23 protein-coding genes are annotated in these 20556 nt (G+C 63.4%); 19 read left to right on the top strand and 4 right to left on the bottom strand.

What is annotated here, in order from left to right:
• Positions 1-172 precede the first annotated feature (172 nt).
• On the bottom strand, positions 173-1204 hold the full coding sequence (gene hemB, locus LB547_RS05875; RefSeq protein ID WP_140631536.1) for a porphobilinogen synthase: 1032 nt from the start codon (positions 1202-1204) through the stop codon (positions 173-175).
• Between the two features lie 88 nt (positions 1205-1292).
• Complete coding sequence (locus tag LB547_RS05870; RefSeq protein WP_140761631.1) at positions 1293-2123, bottom strand: DUF2066 domain-containing protein; 831 nt, start codon at positions 2121-2123, stop codon at positions 1293-1295.
• Positions 2124-2343: 220 nt separating this feature from the next.
• On the opposite strand from LB547_RS05870, the gene LB547_RS05865 reads away from it, so the two are divergent.
• From LB547_RS05865 to LB547_RS05805, 13 genes are all read left to right on the top strand, one after another.
• Positions 2344-3387 carry an enoyl-CoA hydratase/isomerase family protein gene (locus LB547_RS05865; protein WP_140761628.1) on the top strand — a complete coding sequence of 348 codons (1044 nt, stop codon included), beginning with the start codon at positions 2344-2346 and terminating at the stop codon, positions 3385-3387.
• Positions 3384-3806 carry a DUF6163 family protein gene (locus LB547_RS05860; protein WP_140515691.1) on the top strand — a complete coding sequence of 141 codons (423 nt, stop codon included), beginning with the start codon at positions 3384-3386 and terminating at the stop codon, positions 3804-3806. The genes LB547_RS05865 and LB547_RS05860 overlap by 4 nt, the downstream gene beginning before the upstream one ends.
• Positions 3807-4043: 237 nt before the next feature.
• Positions 4044-4559 (top strand): transcriptional regulator LdtR, encoded by a 516-nt coding sequence (gene ldtR, locus LB547_RS05855; protein WP_013896002.1) that lies wholly within the window; start codon positions 4044-4046, stop codon positions 4557-4559.
• Positions 4560-4909: 350 nt separating this feature from the next.
• Entirely contained in the window at positions 4910-6163 is a 1254-nt protein-coding gene (locus tag LB547_RS05850; RefSeq protein ID WP_140761624.1) for a L,D-transpeptidase family protein, read from the top strand.
• Between the two features lie 163 nt (positions 6164-6326).
• The gene (locus tag LB547_RS05845; protein ID WP_140515693.1) at positions 6327-7967 is read left to right on the top strand and encodes a Na+/H+ antiporter; all 1641 of its coding nucleotides are present in this window, start codon (positions 6327-6329) and stop codon (positions 7965-7967) included.
• Positions 7968-8148: 181 nt separating this feature from the next.
• Positions 8149-9462 (top strand): serine hydroxymethyltransferase, encoded by a 1314-nt coding sequence (glyA, locus tag LB547_RS05840; RefSeq protein ID WP_140494046.1) that lies wholly within the window; start codon positions 8149-8151, stop codon positions 9460-9462.
• A gap of 81 nt (positions 9463-9543) precedes the next feature.
• Positions 9544-10128: a hypothetical protein gene (locus LB547_RS05835; protein ID WP_140761621.1), complete on the top strand. Its 585-nt coding sequence runs from the start codon at positions 9544-9546 to the stop codon at positions 10126-10128.
• A gap of 139 nt (positions 10129-10267) precedes the next feature.
• A complete protein-coding gene (gene nrdR, locus LB547_RS05830) occupies positions 10268-10747 on the top strand; it encodes a transcriptional regulator NrdR (RefSeq protein WP_010915593.1) in 480 nt (159 codons plus the stop codon).
• A 2-nt stretch (positions 10748-10749) separates the two neighbouring features.
• The gene (gene ribD, locus LB547_RS05825) at positions 10750-11874 is read left to right on the top strand and encodes a bifunctional diaminohydroxyphosphoribosylaminopyrimidine deaminase/5-amino-6-(5-phosphoribosylamino)uracil reductase RibD (protein ID WP_140761618.1); all 1125 of its coding nucleotides are present in this window, start codon (positions 10750-10752) and stop codon (positions 11872-11874) included.
• An 11-nt stretch (positions 11875-11885) separates the two neighbouring features.
• On the top strand, positions 11886-12503 hold the full coding sequence (locus tag LB547_RS05820; RefSeq protein WP_140515697.1) for a riboflavin synthase: 618 nt from the start codon (positions 11886-11888) through the stop codon (positions 12501-12503).
• A gap of 237 nt (positions 12504-12740) precedes the next feature.
• On the top strand, positions 12741-13235 hold the full coding sequence (ribH, locus tag LB547_RS05815) for a 6,7-dimethyl-8-ribityllumazine synthase (protein ID WP_140494037.1): 495 nt from the start codon (positions 12741-12743) through the stop codon (positions 13233-13235).
• Positions 13232-13732 (top strand): transcription antitermination factor NusB, encoded by a 501-nt coding sequence (gene nusB, locus LB547_RS05810; RefSeq protein ID WP_140494035.1) that lies wholly within the window; start codon positions 13232-13234, stop codon positions 13730-13732. The genes ribH and nusB overlap by 4 nt, the downstream gene beginning before the upstream one ends.
• A complete protein-coding gene (locus LB547_RS05805; RefSeq protein WP_140494033.1) occupies positions 13729-14943 on the top strand; it encodes an MFS transporter in 1215 nt (404 codons plus the stop codon). The genes nusB and LB547_RS05805 overlap by 4 nt, the downstream gene beginning before the upstream one ends.
• 14 nt (positions 14944-14957) lie before the next feature.
• Here the strand turns inward: LB547_RS05805 and LB547_RS05800 are convergent, their stop codons facing one another.
• Positions 14958-15530: an NADPH-dependent FMN reductase gene (locus LB547_RS05800; protein WP_140494031.1), complete on the bottom strand. Its 573-nt coding sequence runs from the start codon at positions 15528-15530 to the stop codon at positions 14958-14960.
• On the opposite strand from LB547_RS05800, the gene LB547_RS05795 reads away from it, so the two are divergent.
• The 5 genes from LB547_RS05795 (at position 15447) to LB547_RS05775 (ending at position 19589) form a co-directional block, all read left to right on the top strand.
• A complete protein-coding gene (locus LB547_RS05795; protein WP_181169666.1) occupies positions 15447-15656 on the top strand; it encodes a hypothetical protein in 210 nt (69 codons plus the stop codon). The genes LB547_RS05800 and LB547_RS05795 overlap by 84 nt on opposite strands.
• A 79-nt stretch (positions 15657-15735) precedes the next feature.
• Complete coding sequence (locus LB547_RS05790; protein ID WP_140515701.1) at positions 15736-16647, top strand: ABC transporter substrate-binding protein; 912 nt, start codon at positions 15736-15738, stop codon at positions 16645-16647.
• A 97-nt stretch (positions 16648-16744) separates the two neighbouring features.
• Positions 16745-17908 carry an ABC transporter permease gene (locus tag LB547_RS05785; protein WP_140556991.1) on the top strand — a complete coding sequence of 388 codons (1164 nt, stop codon included), beginning with the start codon at positions 16745-16747 and terminating at the stop codon, positions 17906-17908.
• Positions 17905-18843, top strand: coding sequence for an ABC transporter ATP-binding protein (locus tag LB547_RS05780; protein ID WP_140583723.1), 939 nt, complete (start codon positions 17905-17907; stop codon positions 18841-18843). The genes LB547_RS05785 and LB547_RS05780 overlap by 4 nt, the downstream gene beginning before the upstream one ends.
• Positions 18840-19589, top strand: a complete 750-nt coding sequence (locus LB547_RS05775) for an ABC transporter permease (protein WP_140494023.1) — start codon at positions 18840-18842, stop codon at positions 19587-19589. Before LB547_RS05780 ends, LB547_RS05775 begins: the two co-directional genes overlap by 4 nt.
• Positions 19590-19614: 25 nt before the next feature.
• Here the strand turns inward: LB547_RS05775 and LB547_RS05770 are convergent, their stop codons facing one another.
• Positions 19615-19929, bottom strand: coding sequence for a hypothetical protein (locus LB547_RS05770; RefSeq protein WP_224655782.1), 315 nt, complete (start codon positions 19927-19929; stop codon positions 19615-19617).
• On the opposite strand from LB547_RS05770, the gene LB547_RS05765 reads away from it, so the two are divergent.
• Positions 19928-20428: a DUF2165 family protein gene (locus tag LB547_RS05765; RefSeq protein ID WP_140494019.1), complete on the top strand. Its 501-nt coding sequence runs from the start codon at positions 19928-19930 to the stop codon at positions 20426-20428. The genes LB547_RS05770 and LB547_RS05765 overlap by 2 nt on opposite strands.
• Positions 20429-20556: the final 128 nt, after the last annotated feature.

The raw sequence follows: 20556 nt of genomic DNA, 5'->3' as shown, positions 1-20556 counted from the left end.
AAACCGATTGCAAATTGCAAGTAGTATTTTCAGCGATCGAGAAGATGCATATCCGTACTTCGCCCATGCGATGTCCAGAGTGAAAGTGGCGGCTGCCGAGACAGCCGCCATACCGGCTCATTCGCCGGTGAGTTCCATGAAGAGCATATGATTTGAAGGCGCTGGGAGGAAACTATGCTCTCAGCATCTCCGCCACCTCAGGGGCGAAATAGGTCAAAATGCCGTCGCAGCCGGCGCGTTTGAACGCAAGAAGCGATTCCAGCATAGCCTTTTCGCCGTCGATCCAGCCATTGGCGCCCGCCGCCTTGATCATCGAATATTCGCCCGACACCTGGTAGGCGAAGGTTGGCACCGCAAATTCGTCCTTCAGCCTGCGGATGATATCGAGATAGGGCAGGCCGGGCTTGACCATCAGCATGTCGGCGCCTTCGGCCAGGTCCTGCTCGGCCTCGCGCACCGCTTCGTCTGAATTGGCGTGGTCGATGTAATAGGTCTTCTTGTCGCCCTTGAGCAGGCCGGCCGTGCCGACCGCCTCGCGGTACGGCCCGTAGAAGGCGGAGGCGAATTTCGTTGCATATGACATGATCGCCACGTCCTGGAAACCGTTTGCGTCGAGCGCGTCGCGGATGGCGCCGATGCGGCCGTCCATCATGTCGGACGGCGCGATGATGTCGGCGCCGGCCGCTGCTTGTATGACGGCCGCCGCGGTCACCTGTTCCACCGTCTCGTCATTGACGATGAGACCGTCGCGCAGAATGCCGTCATGACCATGGCTGGTGAACGGGTCGAGCGCGGCGTCGGTGATGACGCCGATCTCAGGCACCGCGTCCTTGATCGCGCGCGTGGCGCGGTTGATGACGTTGTCGGGATCGAGGATATGCGAGCCGGTCTCGTCGCGCAGCGAAATGTCCACATTGGGAAAGGTGGCAAGCGCGGGGATGCCGAGCTTCGCCGCGCGTTCGGCCTCCTTGACGGCAAGGTCGATCGACAGGCGGAAGACGCCCGGCATGGCGGCGATCGGCTCGCGCACTTGTCTGCCGTCGACGACGAAGATCGGCCAGATCAGGTCGTCGACGGAAAGCCTGTTCTCCTGCACCAGGCGCCGCGACCAGTCGGCCTTGCGCATGCGTCGCAAGCGGCGGCTGCCGGTGATGTCGTCGACGCTGCGCGCGCCGGCAGGTTTTGCGGGGGTGAATCTGTTCATCGCCAAAACTCTCGTTTGGCCGGCTTTTATCACGCACCCGTGGTGCTGACCAATGCGACACGTTTGTGCCAGCAATCCGGTCGGGTCCTTATTCGGGTTTCCCGTTGCCCGAAAGGATCTGCGCCGCACCGCGCATGCCGACACGGAACGCCTCGTCGAAGCCGACGCCGCGCACTTGCCAGGCGTAGGTCTTGCCGGCCTTCGCCAGCCGCCAGTCGGCGATCCAGCCCAACTCCTTGTCGCTCCAGACGATGCTGCCGGAAAGCGCTTGGTCGGCGCCGGCCATTTTCGCAACCGTGTCCAGCTTCGCCATGTCGGCGTCGCGCATGATCCTGTCGTCCAGCCCCGCCTTCGACAGCAGCGCTGCCGTGGGGAAGGTTACCTGCATGGCGATCGGCGCGGCGGCATTGCCGAACGACTCGCGCATCAGCACGCCGCGCTCGTCATCGGCATCGAGCGCGAAATGCTTGACGCCGCGCTCGGTCGACAAGAACACCGCCAGCCGTGGCCTTTCGGTCAGCCATGGCCTGCTGCCGAGCGAAGCCAGCACCGGATCGATCATCGCCGGGCTGTACTGGCAGTAAAGATTGTGAGGCCGATCATACGTGCCCTGATCGTCATGGTTTGGAATGCCTTCCATGCGATCGCGGTAGCGAAAGCCCGCCACGAAGCTGCCGGCCTTGTCGCCCAGCGCCGCCATCTCCGGTTTCGCCGGCAGACGCTGGTCGCCGGAAACCCGGACCAGAACCGCGTCGAGGCAACGTTTGAAGCCGGCCTGACGGTTCTTCTCGTACCGACCGTTGACGATGGTCTGTGACTGATAAAGATCAGCGAGGCTTGCCGCCAGGGTCGGTTGCAAAGCCAGGCAAATGATGATCAGCCCGATCGTCATCGGCACGAGGCGCGCAAATCCAGCCATGAGCAACACCCCGTTGGAAACCCGCTACAGCTGCGCAGTCGCCGTGCGGTTCCCGGCGTTGCGGCCACAACGGCTCTTTTAGCACTAGGCTCCGGCACGAGCCAAGACGCGCTGCCGGCATGCCGGCCAAGACGCGCTGCCGGCATGCCGGCATTGACGCGGCCATGGGCCACGCTTTAGCACTTCAGTCCCGGCGGAGCGGGGGAGGGATTCTTTCACGATGGATTTTGGCGGAGGCGACGAGATCCGCTTCGAACATCTGGGCCGGGCCGGCATCGTCACGTTGACGCGGCCGCGGGCACTCAATGCGGTCACGCACGGGATGGTCAACGCGCTCGCCAAGGCATTGCACGCTTGGGAGCGGGACTGGAGCGTCGATGTCGTCGTCGTCAAGGCCGAGGGCAGGGCGTTTTCGGCCGGCGGCGACATTCTCCACATCTACGAGGCCGGCCGGGCCGGCAAGCCGCCCGTCGAGTTCTTCACCGACGAGTATCGGCTGAATGCCCAAATCGCGCGTTTCAAAAAACCTTATGTGGCGCTGATCGACGGCATCGTCATGGGTGGCGGCGTCGGCATCTCCTTTCATGGATCGCATCGGGTGATGACGGAAAATGCGCAGTTCGCCATGCCGGAGGTGGGAATCGGCTTTTTCCCGGATGTCGGCGCCAGCCATCTGCTGCCCGATCTTGGCGGTTCCTTCGGCATGTACCTGGCGCTGACCGGCAATCGTATCCGCTATGGCGACGCGTTGTGGTCCGGGCTGGCCACGCATACGATCAAGGCGCAGGACCAGGTTGGCTTTCTCGACCAGCTCGCCGCCACCGGCGATCCCGAATCGGTGCTGCGCGGCTTCTTCATCCCGGCGAAGCGCGAGACGGACAGGCAGGTGCTGGAGGCGATCGCCCACCACTTCGCGCAGGCGTCGCTTGCCGATATCATCGGCAGCCTGGAGCAGGCGGCAGGGAGCGATGAGTTTGCGGCAAGGACGCTGGCGACGATCCTGACGCGCTCGCCGACCAGCCTTCGTGTCGCCTGGCGCCAGATCACTGCCGGCCTGACGCTGCCGATGGATCAATGCATGAAGATGGAGTTCCGCATCCTCAACCGGATGCTCGCGGGCCACGATTTCTACGAAGGCATACGCGCCACCATCATCGAAAAGGGTTCCAAGCCGCAATGGCTGCCGGCAACCCTCGATGCGGTCGACGACGCGGATGTCGATGCCTATTTTGCCTCGCTCGGTGAACGGGAACTCGCGCTATGAGTGAGGTGACGTCCAGACGCGTCGTGCTTCAGCCTTCAGGGGTGGAGGTTATCTTCGCCTGGTTCCAGCGAATCATATCAGGATACTGCCTGCTGTTCGGTATCCTGTACTGGATCAGGCTTATCGGCTTCTATCCCGGCTCGCTGTGGCGCTTCGACCTGATGCCGGTCCACTGGCAGGTGACAGCGGTGATGCTCGCCGTGTTTTTTCCCTTTGCCGCAGCCGGCCTATGGATGCTGGCTTCCTGGGGGCCGGTGATCTGGTTCATCTGCGCCGCGACGGAGATCGTCATGTATGCCGGCTTTCCCGAACTCTTCGGCCGCCGCCCGCTCATCGTCGTCTCGCATGCGGGGGTGGCGCTGCTCTATGTCGTTTTCCGCCTCGTCATCTATCTGCAGAAGCGGACGCCCCGGACCTGAAGCCGGCACGCGCCGCCGGCGATCCGGCGGATCGGATTTCGCCCTGAAATCATTGGCTAAATCTTTAGGTTAATTATCCTTGCTCGAGTGACCGTTCGTTAAGCGTCTTGCGAAACCTATTACCGGTAAGCTCTTGTTAGCCTTGGCGTTTAAGTCGAATTTTATGAGTATTCGATAGTGTCGCGATCAAGGTGAAAAACAAAAAATCACCAGGGCGACAAACGAGAGGCAAAGACAATGATCAATTCGCGTCCGGCGGCAAAGACCGCCAACGTTTCCGACGATCGCCGCGAGGCAATCCGTTCCCTTTACATGGAATCGCTCCAACTGGTCGAGCGCCTGCACCGCCGTCTGCTCGACGTGATCAAGGACGAGTTCGACCGCAATGGCCGTTCCGACATCAACGCCATCCAGGCGCTGCTGCTCTTCAACATCGGCAATTCGGAGCTGACTGCCGGCGAGTTGCGCTCGCGGGGCTACTATCTCGGCTCGAACGTCTCCTACAATCTCAAGAAGCTTGTCGATCTCGGCTTCATCAACCACCAGCGCTCGCGCATCGACCGTCGTTCGGTCCGCGTCTCGCTGACGCCGAAGGGCAACGAGGTGGCGGACGTGGTCGCCGGTCTCTATGAGCGCCATGTCGGCTCGATCGAGCAGGTCGGCGGCATCAACACCGACGAATTCAAGCAGATGAACCGCGCCCTCCAGCGCCTCGACCGCTTCTGGAACGACACCATCGCTTACCGGATGTAAGCCACATCCCCAATCAGAAGCCGCGCCACAGAAGCGCGGCCGCAACAGCGACCTCCAGTCAGGGCCGGTGCCGAAAAGCATCGGTCTTTTCTTTTCGTTGCGCTGGCCGAAGCAAATTGCGGGCCAAGGCCACGTTGCCGCCATATTCCAATGGAACCGAAGATGGCAGTGATGCTGTGGTGAAGACCATGAGTTCACCCGCAGCCGCGGTAGCCTTGCGCGTTTTTACACCGAGGTGATGCGGACCATGGTTGGCTAATTGTTAAGATTGCCAATTTTAGAGTGCGGGCGAGATCGCCCGATGATCAACGCAGCAAGTGTTCGAACTGCTACAAATGTCTGGAACGTCCATGAGAACCAGCCGCCGTTTCTTCCTTTCCGGAGCCTCCGCGCTCGCAGCCGCCGTTGTTGCCGGCCGCGCCAGCGCGCAGGATGTGATCGGGGACATCCTGAAGTCCTCGGCGCGCGGCAACTGGGACGATCAGTTCGACGCCCGCGCCAGCGCAGGCGGCAAGGTGGCCTCGACGCTGCCGATCTTCAGCCCGCAGACCGTGGCCTTCACCGAGCAGGCTGTGGCGCAGTACCAGAACATTGTCGGGCAGGGCGGCTGGGTCGAGGTTCCCGCGACCAAGAAACTGCAGCTCGGCGTCGACGATCCCGATGTCGTGCCGCTGCGCAAGCGCCTGATGGTCGCCGGCGACCTGTCGCAGAGCGCCGGCATCTCGACGGCCTTCGATTCCTATGTCGACTCGGCGGTCAAGCGCTTCCAATTGCGCCACGGCCTGCCGGCCGACGGAGCGCTGGGCAAATATACCTACGCGGCGATGAACGTTTCGGCGCAGATCCGGCTCGGCCAGTTGCAAACCAATCTCCAGCGATTGAAGGAGAAGGCGGGCACGCTTGGCAGCCGTTATGTGCTGGTCGATATTCCGGCAGCGCAGGTCGAGGCGGTCGAGAACGATCGCGTCGTGCTTCGCCATACCGCGATCGTCGGCAAGATCGATCGCCAGACACCGATCGTCAATTCCAAGATCAACGAGATCATCGTCAATCCATATTGGAACGCGCCGGTGTCGATCGTGCGCAAGGACATCATCCCATTGATGCGCAAGGACCCCGATTATCTCAAGAACAGCCATATTCGCCTGTTTGCGCCAGATGGCAGCGAAGTCGATCCGATGAATGTGGACTGGTCGACCGACGACGCGGCCAAGTACCGTTTCCGCCAGGATCCCGGTTCGGACAACGCCATGGCGTCGGTGAAGATCAATTTCCCGAGCCCGGACGGCGTCTACATGCACGATACGCCGCAGCAGAGCCTGTTCGGCAAGATGATGCGCTTCGATTCCTCGGGTTGCGTACGCGTGCAAAACGTGCGCGACCTCGTCACTTGGATCCTTCGCGACACGCCCGGCTGGGACCGTCAGCATTTCGAGGCTGCGATCAAGACCGGCGAAAACACGCCGGTCCAGGTCACCAACCCGGTGCCGGTGCATTTCCTCTATCTCTCGGCCTGGTCGACGGGCCCCGGCGTCGTCCAGTTCCGCGACGACATGTATGGCCTCGACGGAAACAACGAGCTACAGATCACTTCGTCGCTCTAAGCAATTGATTATTCAGGGAAAAGGCCGCTCTTGAGCGGCCTTTTCTGTCGTCGCCGCCAGGCCATTCACACCGCCGCTGACCTCCAACTCTGCGTAGGCGCGCTCCGGCTGGACGAAGCGCGGGCGGTTGCGCATGGTCGGCAAAACTGCCGGGAATCGGACCATGCAAGTTGCCGTCTTCATCCTCGTAGTGCTCGTCCTGGTGGCGCTTTCCGGTGCATTGGTGCGGCTGGTGCGGCTGCCGCTGCCGGTGCTGCAGATCGCCATGGGTGCTGCGCTGGCCTGGCCGGCGCGCGGGCTGCATGTCGAGATCGATCCGGAACTGTTCCTGCTCGTATTCATTCCGCCGCTTCTGTTCGCCGATGCCTTTGCTGCGCCCAAGCGCGAGCTTGTCGCCTTGCGTGGCCCCATCCTCGACCTTGCCATCGGACTGGTCTTCTTCACCATCGTCGGATTTGGCTACGCCCTGCATTGGCTGGTGCCCAGCATCCCGCTCGTCGTCGCTTTCGCGCTCGCCGCGGTGCTGTCGCCGACTGACGCGGTGGCGGTGTCTTCCATAGTCGACAGGAACATCGTTCCGGCGCGGCTGATGCATATATTGGAAGGCGAGTCGCTGCTCAACGACGCCTCGGGCCTGGTCATGTTCCGCTTTGCCGTGGCGGCGGCATTGACCGGCAGCTTTTCCTTCGCCGCGGCCTCGCTGAGCTTTCTCTATGCCGTGGCTGCCGGCATCCTCGCCGGCATGGCGGCGCTGTTCGTTGCCGCCAAGGCGCTGCAACTGCTCAACCGCATCGGCGGCGTGCCGGCGGAGGCGCAGGTTCTGGTCATGATCCTGGTGCCTTTCGTCTCCTATCTCGGCGCCGAGCATATCGGCGCCTCGGGCATCCTGGCGGCGGTCACCGCCGGCCTGTTGACCGGAGTTTCCGGCATGTTCCGCTTTCTCGGTGTCTCGGCGCGCATGCAGACGATGTCGCTGTGGTCGACGCTGTCCTTCGTCTTCAACGGCGCGCTCTTCATCCTGCTTGGCCTGCAATTTCCCGATATCATCCGTAAGGTGCCGCCGGAGTTGTCCAGCCGGCACTGGATCATCGAGCCGGTGCTGACAGTCCTGCTGCTGACCCTTTGCCTGATCGGCCTGCGTTTCCTGTGGATATGGATCGGCGACATGGCGGGCGCCATGGCGGCGCGGCTCGGCAAGCGAAAGGCCGAGCCGTTCGGCCTGCGCGTGCGGCTCGCCGGATCGGTCGCCGGCGTGCGCGGAGCGATCACGTTGGCCGGTATCCTGTCGCTGCCGCTCACCTTGCAGGACGGCTCGCCGTTCCCGGCCCGCGACGTGGTGATCTTCCTCGCCGCCGGGGTCATCATCTGCTCGCTGGCCATCGCCAGCCTCGCGCTGCCGAAGATCGCTCGCGGGCTGGTCGAACCGGGCGAGGACCCGGCAGCGGCCGAGGAGCGCCGGGCGCGGGTCGGCGCAGCCAATGCGGCGATCGCCAGGATCGAGAGCATCGCCAATGAGGCAGGCGAGGGCGGGGCCGTCGAGGCACGGCTCGCCGTTGCCGACAGCATCGTCGCCGGCTACCGGCGCCGCATCGCCGCCTCCGACGAGGCCGACGAAGCGCGTGCCGAGGCGCGCGAGGCGAGCCGTCTGGAGCTTGAACTCAGGGCGGCCGGCATAGAAGCCGAGCGCGCCGCGCTACGCGCCATGTTTCTCAGCCGCGAGATCAATGACCATACGATGCGGGCGCTGTTTTCCGAGATCACCTTGACCGAGGCTCTTCTGAAGCAGCGGCGCGACAGGAAATAACGGTTCGCCGCTCTGCTTGCCGCAATCCGGCCAGCAAATTTCGCGCCGCAAACGTGGCGAGGCGAAAACAACTGTGTTAATGGCGCGGCGAACCCAATCCTGTCACACAAAAATGTGCAGGGGTTTGGGACAACGGCATGCGCAAGACAAAACCGACCTCCGGACCTAAGGAATTCAGGCCATGGCAACAGCAGCGGCAGCGTCGAACAAATTCGAATCCTTCTTCGAAACCACGCTGGAAGATGCCGATCCGGAAATTTTCGGCGCGATCCGCAACGAACTCGGACGCCAGCGCCACGAGATCGAACTGATCGCGTCTGAGAACATCGTCTCGCGCGCCGTGCTCGAAGCGCAGGGTTCGATCATGACCAACAAATACGCCGAGGGTTATCCGGGCAAGCGCTACTATGGCGGCTGCCAGTTCGTGGATGTCGCCGAGGAGCTGGCGATCGAGCGCGCGAAAAAACTATTCGGCTGCAACTTCGCCAATGTGCAGCCCAATTCCGGCAGCCAGATGAACCAGGCGGTGTTCCTGGCTCTCTTGCAGCCGGGGGACACCTTCATGGGCCTCGACCTCAATTCCGGCGGGCATTTGACGCACGGCTCGCCAGTCAACATGAGCGGCAAATGGTTCAAGGTCGTGTCCTACGGCGTGCGTAAGGACGACCACCTGCTCGACATGGACGCCATCGAGAAGACGGCGCATGAGACGAAGCCGAAGCTGATCCTGGCCGGCGGCACCGCCTATTCGCGCATCTGGGACTGGAAGCGCTTTCGCGAGATCGCCGATGCGGTCGGCGCCTACCTCATGGTTGATATGGCCCACATCGCCGGCCTCGTCGCCGGCGGCGTGCATCCCTCGCCGCTGCCGCATGCCCATGTGGTGACGACCACCACGCACAAGTCGCTGCGCGGCCCGCGCGGCGGCATGATCCTGTGCAACGACGAGGAGATCGCCAAGAAGATGAACTCGGCAGTGTTCCCCGGCCTGCAGGGCGGACCGCTGATGCATGTCATCGCCGCCAAGGCGGTTGCCTTCGGCGAGGCGCTGAAGCCGAGCTTCAAGCTCTATGCCGAGAGCGTCGCCGCCAACGCCAAGGCGCTGGCGTCCAGCCTACAGGAGACTGGCCTCGACATCGTGTCGGGCGGCACCGACAACCACCTGATGCTGGTCGACCTGCGCCCCAAGAATGCCACCGGCAAGCGCGCCGAGGCAGCGCTTGGGCGCGCCAACATCACTTGCAACAAGAACGGCATCCCCTTCGACCCGGAAAAGCCCTTCGTCACCTCCGGCGTGCGGCTCGGCACGCCCGCCGGCACAACGCGCGGCTTCGGCCAGGCCGAGTTCCGCGAAATAGGCAAGCTGATCGCCGAGGTGCTGGATGGCCTCAAGGCCGCCAATTCCGATGAGGGCAATGCCTCGGTCGAGGCCGCGGTCAAGGCCAAGGTCGTGGCGCTGACCGATCGATTCCCGCTCTACCCTTATCTCGGTTGACCTCGCGCCACGCGTCATCTCTTATCCGCCAGCGGCGCGCCGACCCCCGATCGGTCGACGCGCCGAACTGGAGACCAGACGATGCGTAATTTCCGTCCCGCCATCCTTGGCGCCCATGGCTTGCTGGCCGTTTCCCTGACATTGCCCGGGACTGCCCTTGCGCAGACCGCCCCTGAAGTGCCCGCCACCGCTACCTTCGGCAGATGGACAACCATCGTCGATACGCTCGACACCGGGCAGGATGCGCGCAAGACCTGCGCCGCTTCGACTGCCTTTTTCGATGCCAGCGGCAATTCGGGCACGCTGACGCTGTCGATCTCGAACGGCGACGCCATGCCGCCGGACGCCTACCCGGCCATCATGCTTATTGTCGACAACCGGAACCTGCCCACTGGCAAGAAGATCGCCGCGACTTTTAGTGATCCTGGCGTCAAAGTTTCCGCCACCGTCTATTCGAACGATGCCGTGAACGGCCGTCCCAGCTGGACGGTCGACAACCAGCCCAAGACCAGTCTCGCGCTCTTGCGAGCCATGCGCAAAGTCACCTCGCTCGATGTCGCTTTCGGCAAAGAGGCTTTCGCCAGCATTCCGATGGACGGCTTCACTAAAGCCTACCGCAACCTCGGCACATCATGCGGCTTTCCGACCAAGGACGTTGCACCCTAGCCAAGCGCGCGAAGGCGGGTGCTGGCAATCTGCCTCGCGGCTCGCTATCTCTGACGCGAAAGGGTCTGCGTGCCTTGCCATCGTGGCAAAAGGCTCTAAGCCTTTTCGCCTCACCAGATTCGTGAACCCAAGGCTCTCAATGCGCTGTCCCTATTGCCAGTCCGAAGATACGCAGGTGAAGGATTCGCGCCCCGCCGAGGATGGCGCGGCGATCCGCAGGCGTCGCGTCTGCCCCGATTGCGGCGGCCGTTTCACCACCTTCGAGCGCGTGCAGTTGCGCGACCTCGTCGTGGTCAAGAAGTCGGGGCGAAAAGTGCCTTTCGACCGCGACAAGCTCTTGCGCTCCGTCGAGATCGCGGTGCGCAAGCGCAATGTCGATCCCGAGCGCATCGATCGTGCCGTGACCGGCATCGTGCGCCAGCTGGAAAGCTCCGGCGAGACCGAAGTGGCCTCGGGCGAGGTTGGACGGCTGGTCATGGAAGCGCTGAAGTCGCTCGACGACGTCGCCTACGTCCGCTTCGCCTCGGTCTACCGCAATTTCCGCGAGGCCAAGGATTTCCATGAGCTGCTGGGGGAATTGAAAGGCGACGAGGACAAGAGCGAAGAGGACGCTGGCTGAGCATGGCGGAACGCAGCGAGGCCGGACAGGCAGCCCTTGACCGCCGTTTCATGGCAGCCGCACTCAGACTGTCGCGCAGGAATGCGGGCCGGACCTCAACCAATCCTTCCGTTGGTACACTCATCGTGCGCGACGATGGCTTGGGCCCGATGATTGTCGGCACCGGCGTCACCGCTGTCGGCGGCCGCCCGCATGCCGAGACCGAGGCGCTCGCCGAAGCGGGCGAACTGGCGCGCGGCGCCACCGCCTACGTCACGCTGGAGCCTTGCGCGCATCACGGACGCACGCCGCCTTGCGCCAACGCTCTGGTCAATGCCGGCATCGCGCGCGTCGTTGGCGCCGCCAGCGACCCCGATCCGCGCGTGTCAGGCCAAGGCTACGCGATCCTGCGCACCGCAGGCGTCGATGTTGTGGAGAATGTCCTGGCGACGGAGGCCGCCGAGCAGATGGCCGGCTATCTCATTCGATCGCTTAGGAAACGGCCGGAAGTGACTCTCAAGCTAGCGCTTTCCAGCGACGGCAAGATCGGCATGGAGGGGGCTGGGCAGGTGTCGATCACAGGCGACATTGCGCGCCGCGAAGTCTATTTGATGCGCGCCGAGGCTGATGCCATCCTGATCGGCATTGGCACGGCGCTGGAGGACGACCCGGCGCTGACGGTGCGCTTGCCCGGACTGGAGAACCGGTCGCCGGCGCGCATTGTGCTCGACAGGCAGATCAGGCTGCCTGAGACTTCGAAACTGGTGTCCGGTGTCGACCGGGTGCCGCTCTACGTCGCGGCTTGCCTGGAAGCCGATCCTCTGCGGCGGGCAACGCTCGAACGCGCCGGCGTGCGTTTCATCGGCACCGAGACGCATGAAGGCGGCGTGGCGCTGCCGGAACTGCTCGAGGATCTTGCCGCGCTCGGTATGGCCAGCGTGCTGGTCGAAGGTGGAGCCAAGGTGGCCAGCGCCTTCCTGTCGGAAGGCCTGGTTGACCGCATCGTGCTGTTCCGAGGACCGGAGGCGATTGGCAAGGGGGGCATTGCATCGCCCATCGATGCCAACCATGTCCCGGCGGGATTTCGCAAACTGCGCGAGATGCGGTTCGGCGAGGACAGCTACGCCGAGTGGATAAGAGACTTTTAGGATCAACACCGATGTTTACCGGCATTGTTACCGACATAGGCACCGTCGCGGCCGTCAAGCCGCTGCGGGAAGGCGTGGGATTGCGTATCGACACCGCCTATGATCCCGAAACCATCGCCATCGGCGCCTCGATATCATGCGGCGGCGTTTGCCTTACCGTGACGGCCTTGCCCGACAGCGGCTCGAACGCGCGCTGGTTCGAAGTCGAGGCCTGGGAGGAGGCGCTCCGGCTGACGACGGCGATGGGCTGGAAATCAGGCACGCGGATCAATCTGGAGCGGGCGTTGAAGATCGGCGACGAGCTTGGCGGCCACATCGTGTCGGGCCATGTCGACGGTACGGCCGAGATCGTCGAGCGCAAGGATGAAGGCGACGCCGTTCGCTTCACGCTGGAAGCGCCGCGCGGGCTGGCGAAGTTCATCGCGCCGAAAGGCTCCGTCGCGCTCGACGGTACCTCGCTCACCGTCAACAAGGTGGAAGGCACCCGCTTCGACGTGCTTCTGATCCACCATTCGCTGACCGTCACCACCTGGGGTGAGCGCCAGGTCGGCGACCGCGTCAATCTCGAGATAGACACCATGGCCCGCTATGCGGCCCGCCTGGCGGAAGCGGCGAAAGAGGGGCTTTGAGCATCGCCGAGCTGTTCATGAGGAACTAGCGGTGATGGAAAACAGGAATTCCAAAGTGCAAGCGCGGCTGGGGTGGCCGATGTAGATGCTGGCCGAGTAGTGGCCCACGCCATTGTTGCCTGGGCTCAAAGCCTCGCTACAGACTGTCCGATCTCGGTACCCCGTCCCAATGAGGCAATCTTGTGCTTGCGATCAATCCGGCTTCGGCCTAAGTCACCGGCGATCCCGGAGACATTTATGGCTGGCACATCCCAACACGGCAAAGCGTTCATTCGCCCGAAGAAGAAGGCCCACCTTCTCGTTATCGAGGCACGCTTCCACGACGATCTTGCCGACGCGCTGCTCGAAGGCGCGACGAGCGCGCTTGACGAAGCGGGTGCGACCTACGACGTCGTCACCGTTCCAGGTTCGCTCGAAATTCCCGCCGTCATTACCTTCGCGCTGGACGGCGCGGCGGAAGGCGGCATGAACTATGACGGCTTCGTCGCGCTTGGCACCGTCGTCCGCGGGGACACCTATCACTTCGATATCGTCGCCAATGAATCCAGCCGCGCACTGATGGACCTGTCCGTGCAGGACTCGGTCTGTATCGGCAACGGCATCCTGACCACGGAAAACGACGCGCAGGCCTGGACGCGAGCCAAGCGTTCGGAGGGCGACAAGGGTGGCTTTGCCGCGCGCGCGGCGCTGACCATGATCGCGCTCAAGGAACGACTGGGAGCGCGATCGTGAGCGACCCCGCTTCGCCCGGACAGCCCACGGTGCGCCACGCCAACAAGCGCGGCGCGGCGCGGCTTGCCGCCGTGCAGGCCCTCTATCAGATGGATGTCGCCGGCAGCGGCGTCTTCGAGATCACTGCCGAATACGAAGCGTTTCGCCTTGGCAAGGAAGTCGATGGCGCGCTTTACCGCGAGGCGGATGCCCAATGGTTCCGCGCCATCCTCACCGGTGTCGTCGAGGACCAGAAAACCATCGATCCGGTTATCCGCCAGGCGCTGACCGATGACTGGCCGCTGTCGCGCCTCGATTCGACACTGCGCGCAATCCTGCGCGCCGGTGTCTACGAACTGATGAAGCGCGAAGACGTGCCGGTGGCGGTGATCGTTTCCGAATACGTCGATATCGCCAAGGCTTTCTACGAGGAAGACGAGCCGAAGCTGGTCAACGCCGTGCTCGATCGCGTCTCCCGTCGGGTGCGTGGCGAGGGACGCGGCAAGGACGCTTCATGACGGCGGTCGCCATCGAGGCGGCCAGGGAGGCGCGGCGCACCGCGTTGATCCTCGCCGCCTCGCAAGCGATCATCGGTTCGGCAGCGCCCATCGCCATCTCCATGGGCGCGCTTGCCGGTCAATATCTGCTCGGCCCGGACAAGTCGCTGGCGACGGCGCCGATCACCGGCTTCAATCTCGGCGTGGCACTCGGTGCGCTGCCGGCGGCGGCCATCATCCGCGCCATGGGCCAGCGCGGCGGCTTCATGACCGGTACGATCGTCACCGCGCTTGGCGGTCTGGTCGCGACGCTGGCACTCTTCCATGGCAGTTTTTGGCTGTTTGCCTTCGGCCTGACAGTGATCGGTGTCGGTGGCGCCTTCGTCCAGCAGTTCCGCTTTGCCGCCGCCGACAATGCGCCGCCGCAGTTCAAGGCGCGCGCCATCTCCTTCGTGCTGGCGGGCGGCATCATCACCGCCATTCTGGGACCGCAGATCGTCATCTTCACCCGCGAGTTGTTCGCACCGGTGATGTTTGCCGGTTCGTTCGCATCCATCCTGGTGCTAGCCGCCGTCGGCGCGGCGATCCTGTCATTGCTGCGCCTGCCGGCGAGGGCCGCCGCCGGCGGAACGGAAATTGCCGGCAGCGATGCCCGGCCCTTGGCCGAGATCGTCACGCAGCCGCGTTTCGTCGCGGCACTCTTCTGCGCGGTCGGCAGCTATGCCCTGATGAGCTTCGTCATGACCGGCGCGCCGCTCGCCATGGTCGGCTGCGGCCTGTCGGAGGACGATGCGACGCTCGGCATTTCGTGGCATGTCATGGCAATGTTCGGGCCGAGCTTCTTCACCGGATCGCTGATCCATCGCTTCGGTGCTGAACGCATTGTCGCGGTCGGCCTCCTGCTGCTGATCGGCTGTGCGGTCGTCGCGCTGTCCGGCTTGGCGCTATGGCAATTCTGGACGGCGCTGATCCTGCTCGGCCTCGGCTGGAATTTCGGCTTCATCGGCGCCACGGCCATGGTCGCGGCCAGCTACCGGCCTTCCGAAAAGGGCAAGGTGCAGGGGTTCCACGACTTCGTCCTGTTCGGCTCCGTGGCCTGCGCCTCGCTGATGTCGGGCATGGTCTACAATGCCTGGGGCTGGACCATGCTGAACTGGATGATCTTTCCCGTCACCGTGCTATGCTTCGTCGCGCTCGGCGCGCTGAGGATTGCGAGCTTGCGTCTGGCTTGACGCCCAATTTGAATCTATGCGTCCGGCGGCAGAACCTGAAGCACTCGCGCTATGAACATGTGAAACTCAGCCATGTAGTTGCGCAGGAAGTCCTCAGTGGATTCGACCGTCACCTCGCCGTCGTCGGTGATCAGCCCCGGCGTGAACTGTATGTAGGCTTCAGGCGCGTTCATCTGGGGCGAATTGCAGAAACTCAGAACGCTTCGAAGGCTTTGTTGGGCGACGGCGGTCGCGATGGCGCCCGGCGATGTTCCGATCACAGCCGACGGTTTGCGCGCGAACGAATTCTTGCCGTAGGGCCGACTGGCCCAGTCGATTGCGTTCTTCAATCCACCAGGGATCGAGCGGTTGTACTCCGGGGTGACGAACAATACGGCCTGGACGGAGGCGATCGCCTTTTTGAAATCCCGGGCTGCCGGTGGGAAGTCGGCGTCATAGTCGTAGCTGTACAGTGGCAGATCCTTGAACGCGATTTCGGTCATGTCGAGTTCGGGAGGGGCAAGTTGAACGAGCGCCTTCGCGAGCTTGCGGTTGATGGATTCCCGGGCAAGACTGCCGATGAGGTAACCGACTTTGTGTATGGCCATGACACGCTCTCCGTGTTTGCCGCCCGCACCCTCACCGCATTATCCGCCAGATGGCAGCAGATCGCCAGCGTCGCGTCGCAATTGGCCTTCCGAACAAAAATATTGCGTCTGTACCACTTGTTATGAAACCGTGTGCCCCGACGAGACGTTGGAGCCGTGCTCATATGCGGCACCGAATTCCGGTTCACAGCAAGGGATTTTCACAATGTTTTCAATCAAGCTTCTGGCTGGCGCGGCGCTCGCGCTCGGCATCACGGCGGCATCGGCGAATGCTCAGGTGGTTGTGTCCTCAAAGATCGACACCGAGGGCGGCGTGCTAGGCAATATCATCCAGCTCGTCCTCAACGCTAACAACATCAAGACCACTGACCGCATCCAGCTCGGCGGCACGCCGGTGGTGCGCAAGGCGATCACCGCCGGCGAGATCGACATCTATCCCGAATACACCGGCAATGCCGCCTTCTTCTTCGAGAAGACCGACGACCCGGTTTGGAAGGACGCCGCCAAGGCGTATGAGACGGCCAAGAAGCTCGATTACGACGCCAACAAGATCGTCTGGCTGTCGCCGTCGCCGGCCAACAACACCTGGGCGATCGCACTGCGCAAGGAGGTGGCCGAAACCAACAAGCTCGCCACCCTGTCCGACTTCGGCAAATATGTCGCCGGCGGCGGCAAGGTGGTGCTCGCGGCCTCGGCCGAGTTCGTCAATTCAGCCGCGGCCCTGCCGGCGTTCCAGACCACCTACGGCTTCACGTTGAAGCCTGACCAGTTGATCACGCTCTCCGGCGGCGACACGGCCGCGACCATCGCGGCGGCAGCCAACCAGACCAATGGCGCCAACGCCGCCATGGTCTACGGCACTGACGGCGGCATCGCGCCCTCCGGGCTGGTCGTGCTCGATGACGACAAGGGCGTGCAGCCGGTCTACCAGCCGGCGCCGATCATCCGCGAGGCGGTGCTGAAGGAGCATCCCGAGATCGAGACGTTGTTGAAGCCGGTCTTCGCCAAGCTCGACCTCATCACGCTGCAGGAACTCAACGGCCGCGTCCAGGTCGGCGGTGAGCCGGTCAAGGGTGTGGCGGAAGACTTTTTGAAAAAGAACGGGTTCTTGAAGTAGACAGCGCTTGGCTGACCGTGATGCTGGCCTTGCGCAGAGTTCACAATTCTGCAACTGCATTGCGTTCTGGTGACGCCGCTCTGCGCAGATGCGCCCCATGACCCTCCGCTTCGACAAGCTCGGCGTGGTCATCGCTGCGATCGCTGCCTATGCGGCTTTCGTAGCACCCTTCGCCACGTTCCGCGCCAATCGCATCGTGCCCGGCCAGGCGCGCTCGATCGTAGAGGCACTTCCGGCAATGGCCGGCCCGCTGCTTTTGGCCATCGTTGTCGCAGCCGCGCTTGTCGCGCTGCTGAAAACGCCGCTCGTCCTGCGCCTTGCCGCCAGCGTGATCACGCTGGCGGCTCTCGCGCTGTTGATCGGCGTCACCGGGACATTCCTGACCCCGGCAGGCAATACCTTCGCGCGCGTTTCGCCGGCCTCCGGGTTTTGGCTGCTGATCTTTGCCTTTACCCTCCTGCTGGCCGACGTGCTGACGAGAATGAACCTGTCTCCCTGGTCACGTGTCGGCGTGCTTGTCGTTGCCGCGCTCGCCATCGGGCTGCTGCTCATATCGGGATCCTGGGACAGCCTTTCGATCCTCAAGGAATATTTCAACCGTGCCGACAGTTTCTGGGCCGAGGGCGCCAAACATGTCACGCTGGCGCTTGGTTCGCTGGCGGCGGCGGTGATACTGGGCCTGCCGCTTGGCATCCTGTGCCATCGCGTCGAGCGCCTGCGCGCCGGCGTGCTCAACGTGCTCAACATCGTCCAGACCATTCCCTCGATCGCGCTGTTCGGCCTGCTGATCGCACCGCTCGGCTGGGTGGCGGCGCATGTGCCGGGAGCGGCCGCGCTCGGTATCCGCGGCATCGGAACGGCACCTGCGTTCGTGGCGCTGTTCCTCTATTCGCTGCTGCCGGTCGTCGCCAATACCGTGGTCGGCCTTGCCGGTGTGCCGCGTGCCGCCAATGACGCGGCGCGCGGCATGGGCATGACCGATCGCCAACGCCTGTTCGGCGTCGAGTTTCCGCTGGCCTTCCCAGTGATCCTCACCGGTATCCGCATCGTGCTTGTGCAGAACATCGGCCTCGCCACCATCGCCGCCCTGATCGGCGGCGGCGGCTTCGGCGTGTTCGTGTTCCAGGGCGTCGGCCAGACCGCGATGGACCTGGTGCTGCTTGGCGCCGTGCCGACGGTTGCGCTCGCCTTCGCTGCTGCCATCATTCTCGACGCGGTGATCGAAATGACCTCAACCAAGCGCAGGGCGGACCCCGCATGATCGAGATCGAAGGCATTACCAAGCGCTACGATGCGACCACGGTGGTCGATGAAGTCTCGATGATCATCGAGCCCCGCACGCTTTGCGTCATCGTCGGCACCTCGGGCTCCGGCAAGACGACGCTGCTTCGCATGATAAACCGGCTGGTCGAGCCGACTTCCGGCGTCATCAAGCTCGACGGCGCCGACAACCGCTCGGTGCCCGGCTACGAGCTGCGGCGCAGCATCGGCTACGCCATCCAGGGCCATGGCCTGTTCCCGCACCGCACGGTGGCGCAGAACATCGCCACCGTGCCGGCGCTGCTTGGCTGGGACAAGGATCGCATCAAGGCGCGCGTCGACGAACTGATGACGCTCTACCAGCTCGACCCGCAGGCCTACGGGCCGCGCTATCCGCACGAGCTCTCCGGCGGCCAGCAACAGCGCGTCGGCGTCGCCCGCGCGCTCGCGGCCGAACCCAATGTGCTGTTAATGGACGAGCCGTTCGGCGCGCTTGACCCGATCATCCGCACCAAGGCGCAGGAAGACCTGCTTGCAATCCAGAGGCGCTTCGGCACCACCATCATCCTCGTCACCCACGACATGGAAGAGGCCGTGCATATGGGCGACAAGATCGCCGTCATGGATGCCGGCAAGCTGGTACAATATGCCAGGCCGGCGGAGATCCTGGCGAGGCCGGCCAGCGGCTTCGTCGAGACCCTGGTCGGCGCCAGCGAAAAACCGTTCCGGCTGCTGTCGCTCGGCCGCGTGCGCGACGCAGTCGAAAAGGGCGCGGCGGAAGGTGAGGCGATTCCTGGCGACGCCAGCCAGCGCGACGCGCTGGCCGAACTTCTCTGGTCCGGCCGCCCGGCGCTGCCGGTCAAGGATGCCGACGGCAAGCCGCTCGGTCGCGTTACCGTCGACGGCTTGGTGAAGCGTGCGGCGAGGCCGGCATGAAAGCCTGGCTGCCGTTGCTGCTCAGGCTTGCGCTGGTGGTGCTGCTGGTCGCTTTCGTCACCAGTCCCGGCTGGTTCGAGCCGCTGCTCAAGCCGCTGACCGAGAACGGCGCGCCGGTGATCTACAATCAGGGTAGCCTGCTGACGCTGATGCTGCTGCACCTGCGCACCGTGCTGATCGCCACGCTCGCCGCCACCATCGTGGCGGTCGCGCTCGCCATCCTGGTCACCAGGCCTGCCGGCGCCGAATTCCTGCCGCTGTCACGCAGCCTGGTCAATATCGGCCAGACTTTCCCGCCGGTGGCGGTGCTGGCGCTTGCCGTGCCGGCGGTCGGGTTCGGCGAGAAGCCGACGCTGATCGCATTGTTCCTCTATGGTCTGCTGCCGATCTTCGAGAACGCGCTGACCGGCCTGACGACGTTGCCCGGCAATGTCATGGAAGCGGCGCGCGGTGCCGGCATGACCGGTTGGCAAAGGCTGCTGAAGGTCGAATTGCCGCTCAGCGCGCCGGTCATCCTCGGCGGCATAAGGCTGTCGGTGGTTATCAGCCTGGCCACCGCCACCATTGGCTCGACGGTTGCAGCGAAGACATTGGGCGAGGTGATCATTGCCGGGCTCTTGTCCAACAATCTCGCTTTCATCTTGCAGGGCGGCCTGATCGTCGCCGCCTTGGCCGTGCTGATCTATGACGGATTGTCGGCGGTCGAACGCTATGCCGCGCGGCGCATGGGGCGTCAGGCCGAGTAGGCTTCTGTCCCGGTGCTCCGATCTTTCAACGTCCACTTGAACGGGCAGGGTGGTCGAGCGTCAGTTCGAGTTCGATGCCTTGCTCTTTGCAGATCCAGCGGCGGCAGATGACGGCAAAGTCGTGTTGTGTGCCGGCTTTCACGAGCGAGACAAGATCACCCGCGGCGCAATCGCTGCCGAGCTGGAGCGCCTCGATGGGTTCGGCGATGACTTGCTTGCCGGCATAATGTCTTGCGCTGGCCGTGAGCGTAATCAACACCCGCCTGCCAGTTGCGCGATCTTCGGGACTCGGCGATTGATTGGGCCGATGCCCCGATCCTTCAGCAGGAGTTCTTGCCATGACCTTGCGCTTCTCCAAGATCGTCATGTGTCTCTGTCTGGCGGCTTTCGCCTTTCTTGTCGCTTTCGGCAACGTCACCGATTACGGCTCAAACTTCGCCTTTGTCCAGCACGTGCTGAGCATGGACACGACCTTTCCCGGCAACGCGCTGATGTATCGCTCGATCACCAACCCCTCGCTATGGACGACGGGCTACTGGCTCATCATCGCCGGCGAGGCGCTGACCTGTCTGCTCTACCTGATCGCGGCCTGGAACCTGTGGCAAGCGCGCAATGCCAGCGGAGAGGTTTTCAACGATGCCAAGAAATTCGCCGTTATCGCCGCGACGATGGGATTCCTGATCTGGTATCTTGGATTTATGGTGGTGGGCGGCGAGTGGTTCGCCATGTGGCAATCGAGCATCTGGAACGGCCAGCAGAAGGCATTCATGTTCTACATGACCATGCTGGCGGTGCTGATCTTCGTCATCCAGCCAGACGGTGATCTGCGCCAAACCTGAGTGCTGATCCGTGATTTCAATCGATATAAAGCAGCAGCGGCATGGCGACACCTGCCGCCGTCTGGCTCTTTTGGGCGAAAGCCGGGCAAAAACCGAACAATATCTTGACGTTCGCGGCCCTGTTTCGC

The sequence above is a fragment of the Mesorhizobium sp. B264B1B genome (genome assembly GCF_020165765.1).
Classification (GTDB): domain Bacteria; phylum Pseudomonadota; class Alphaproteobacteria; order Rhizobiales; family Rhizobiaceae; genus Mesorhizobium.
This window is presented reverse-complemented; position numbering and strand designations above follow the sequence as displayed.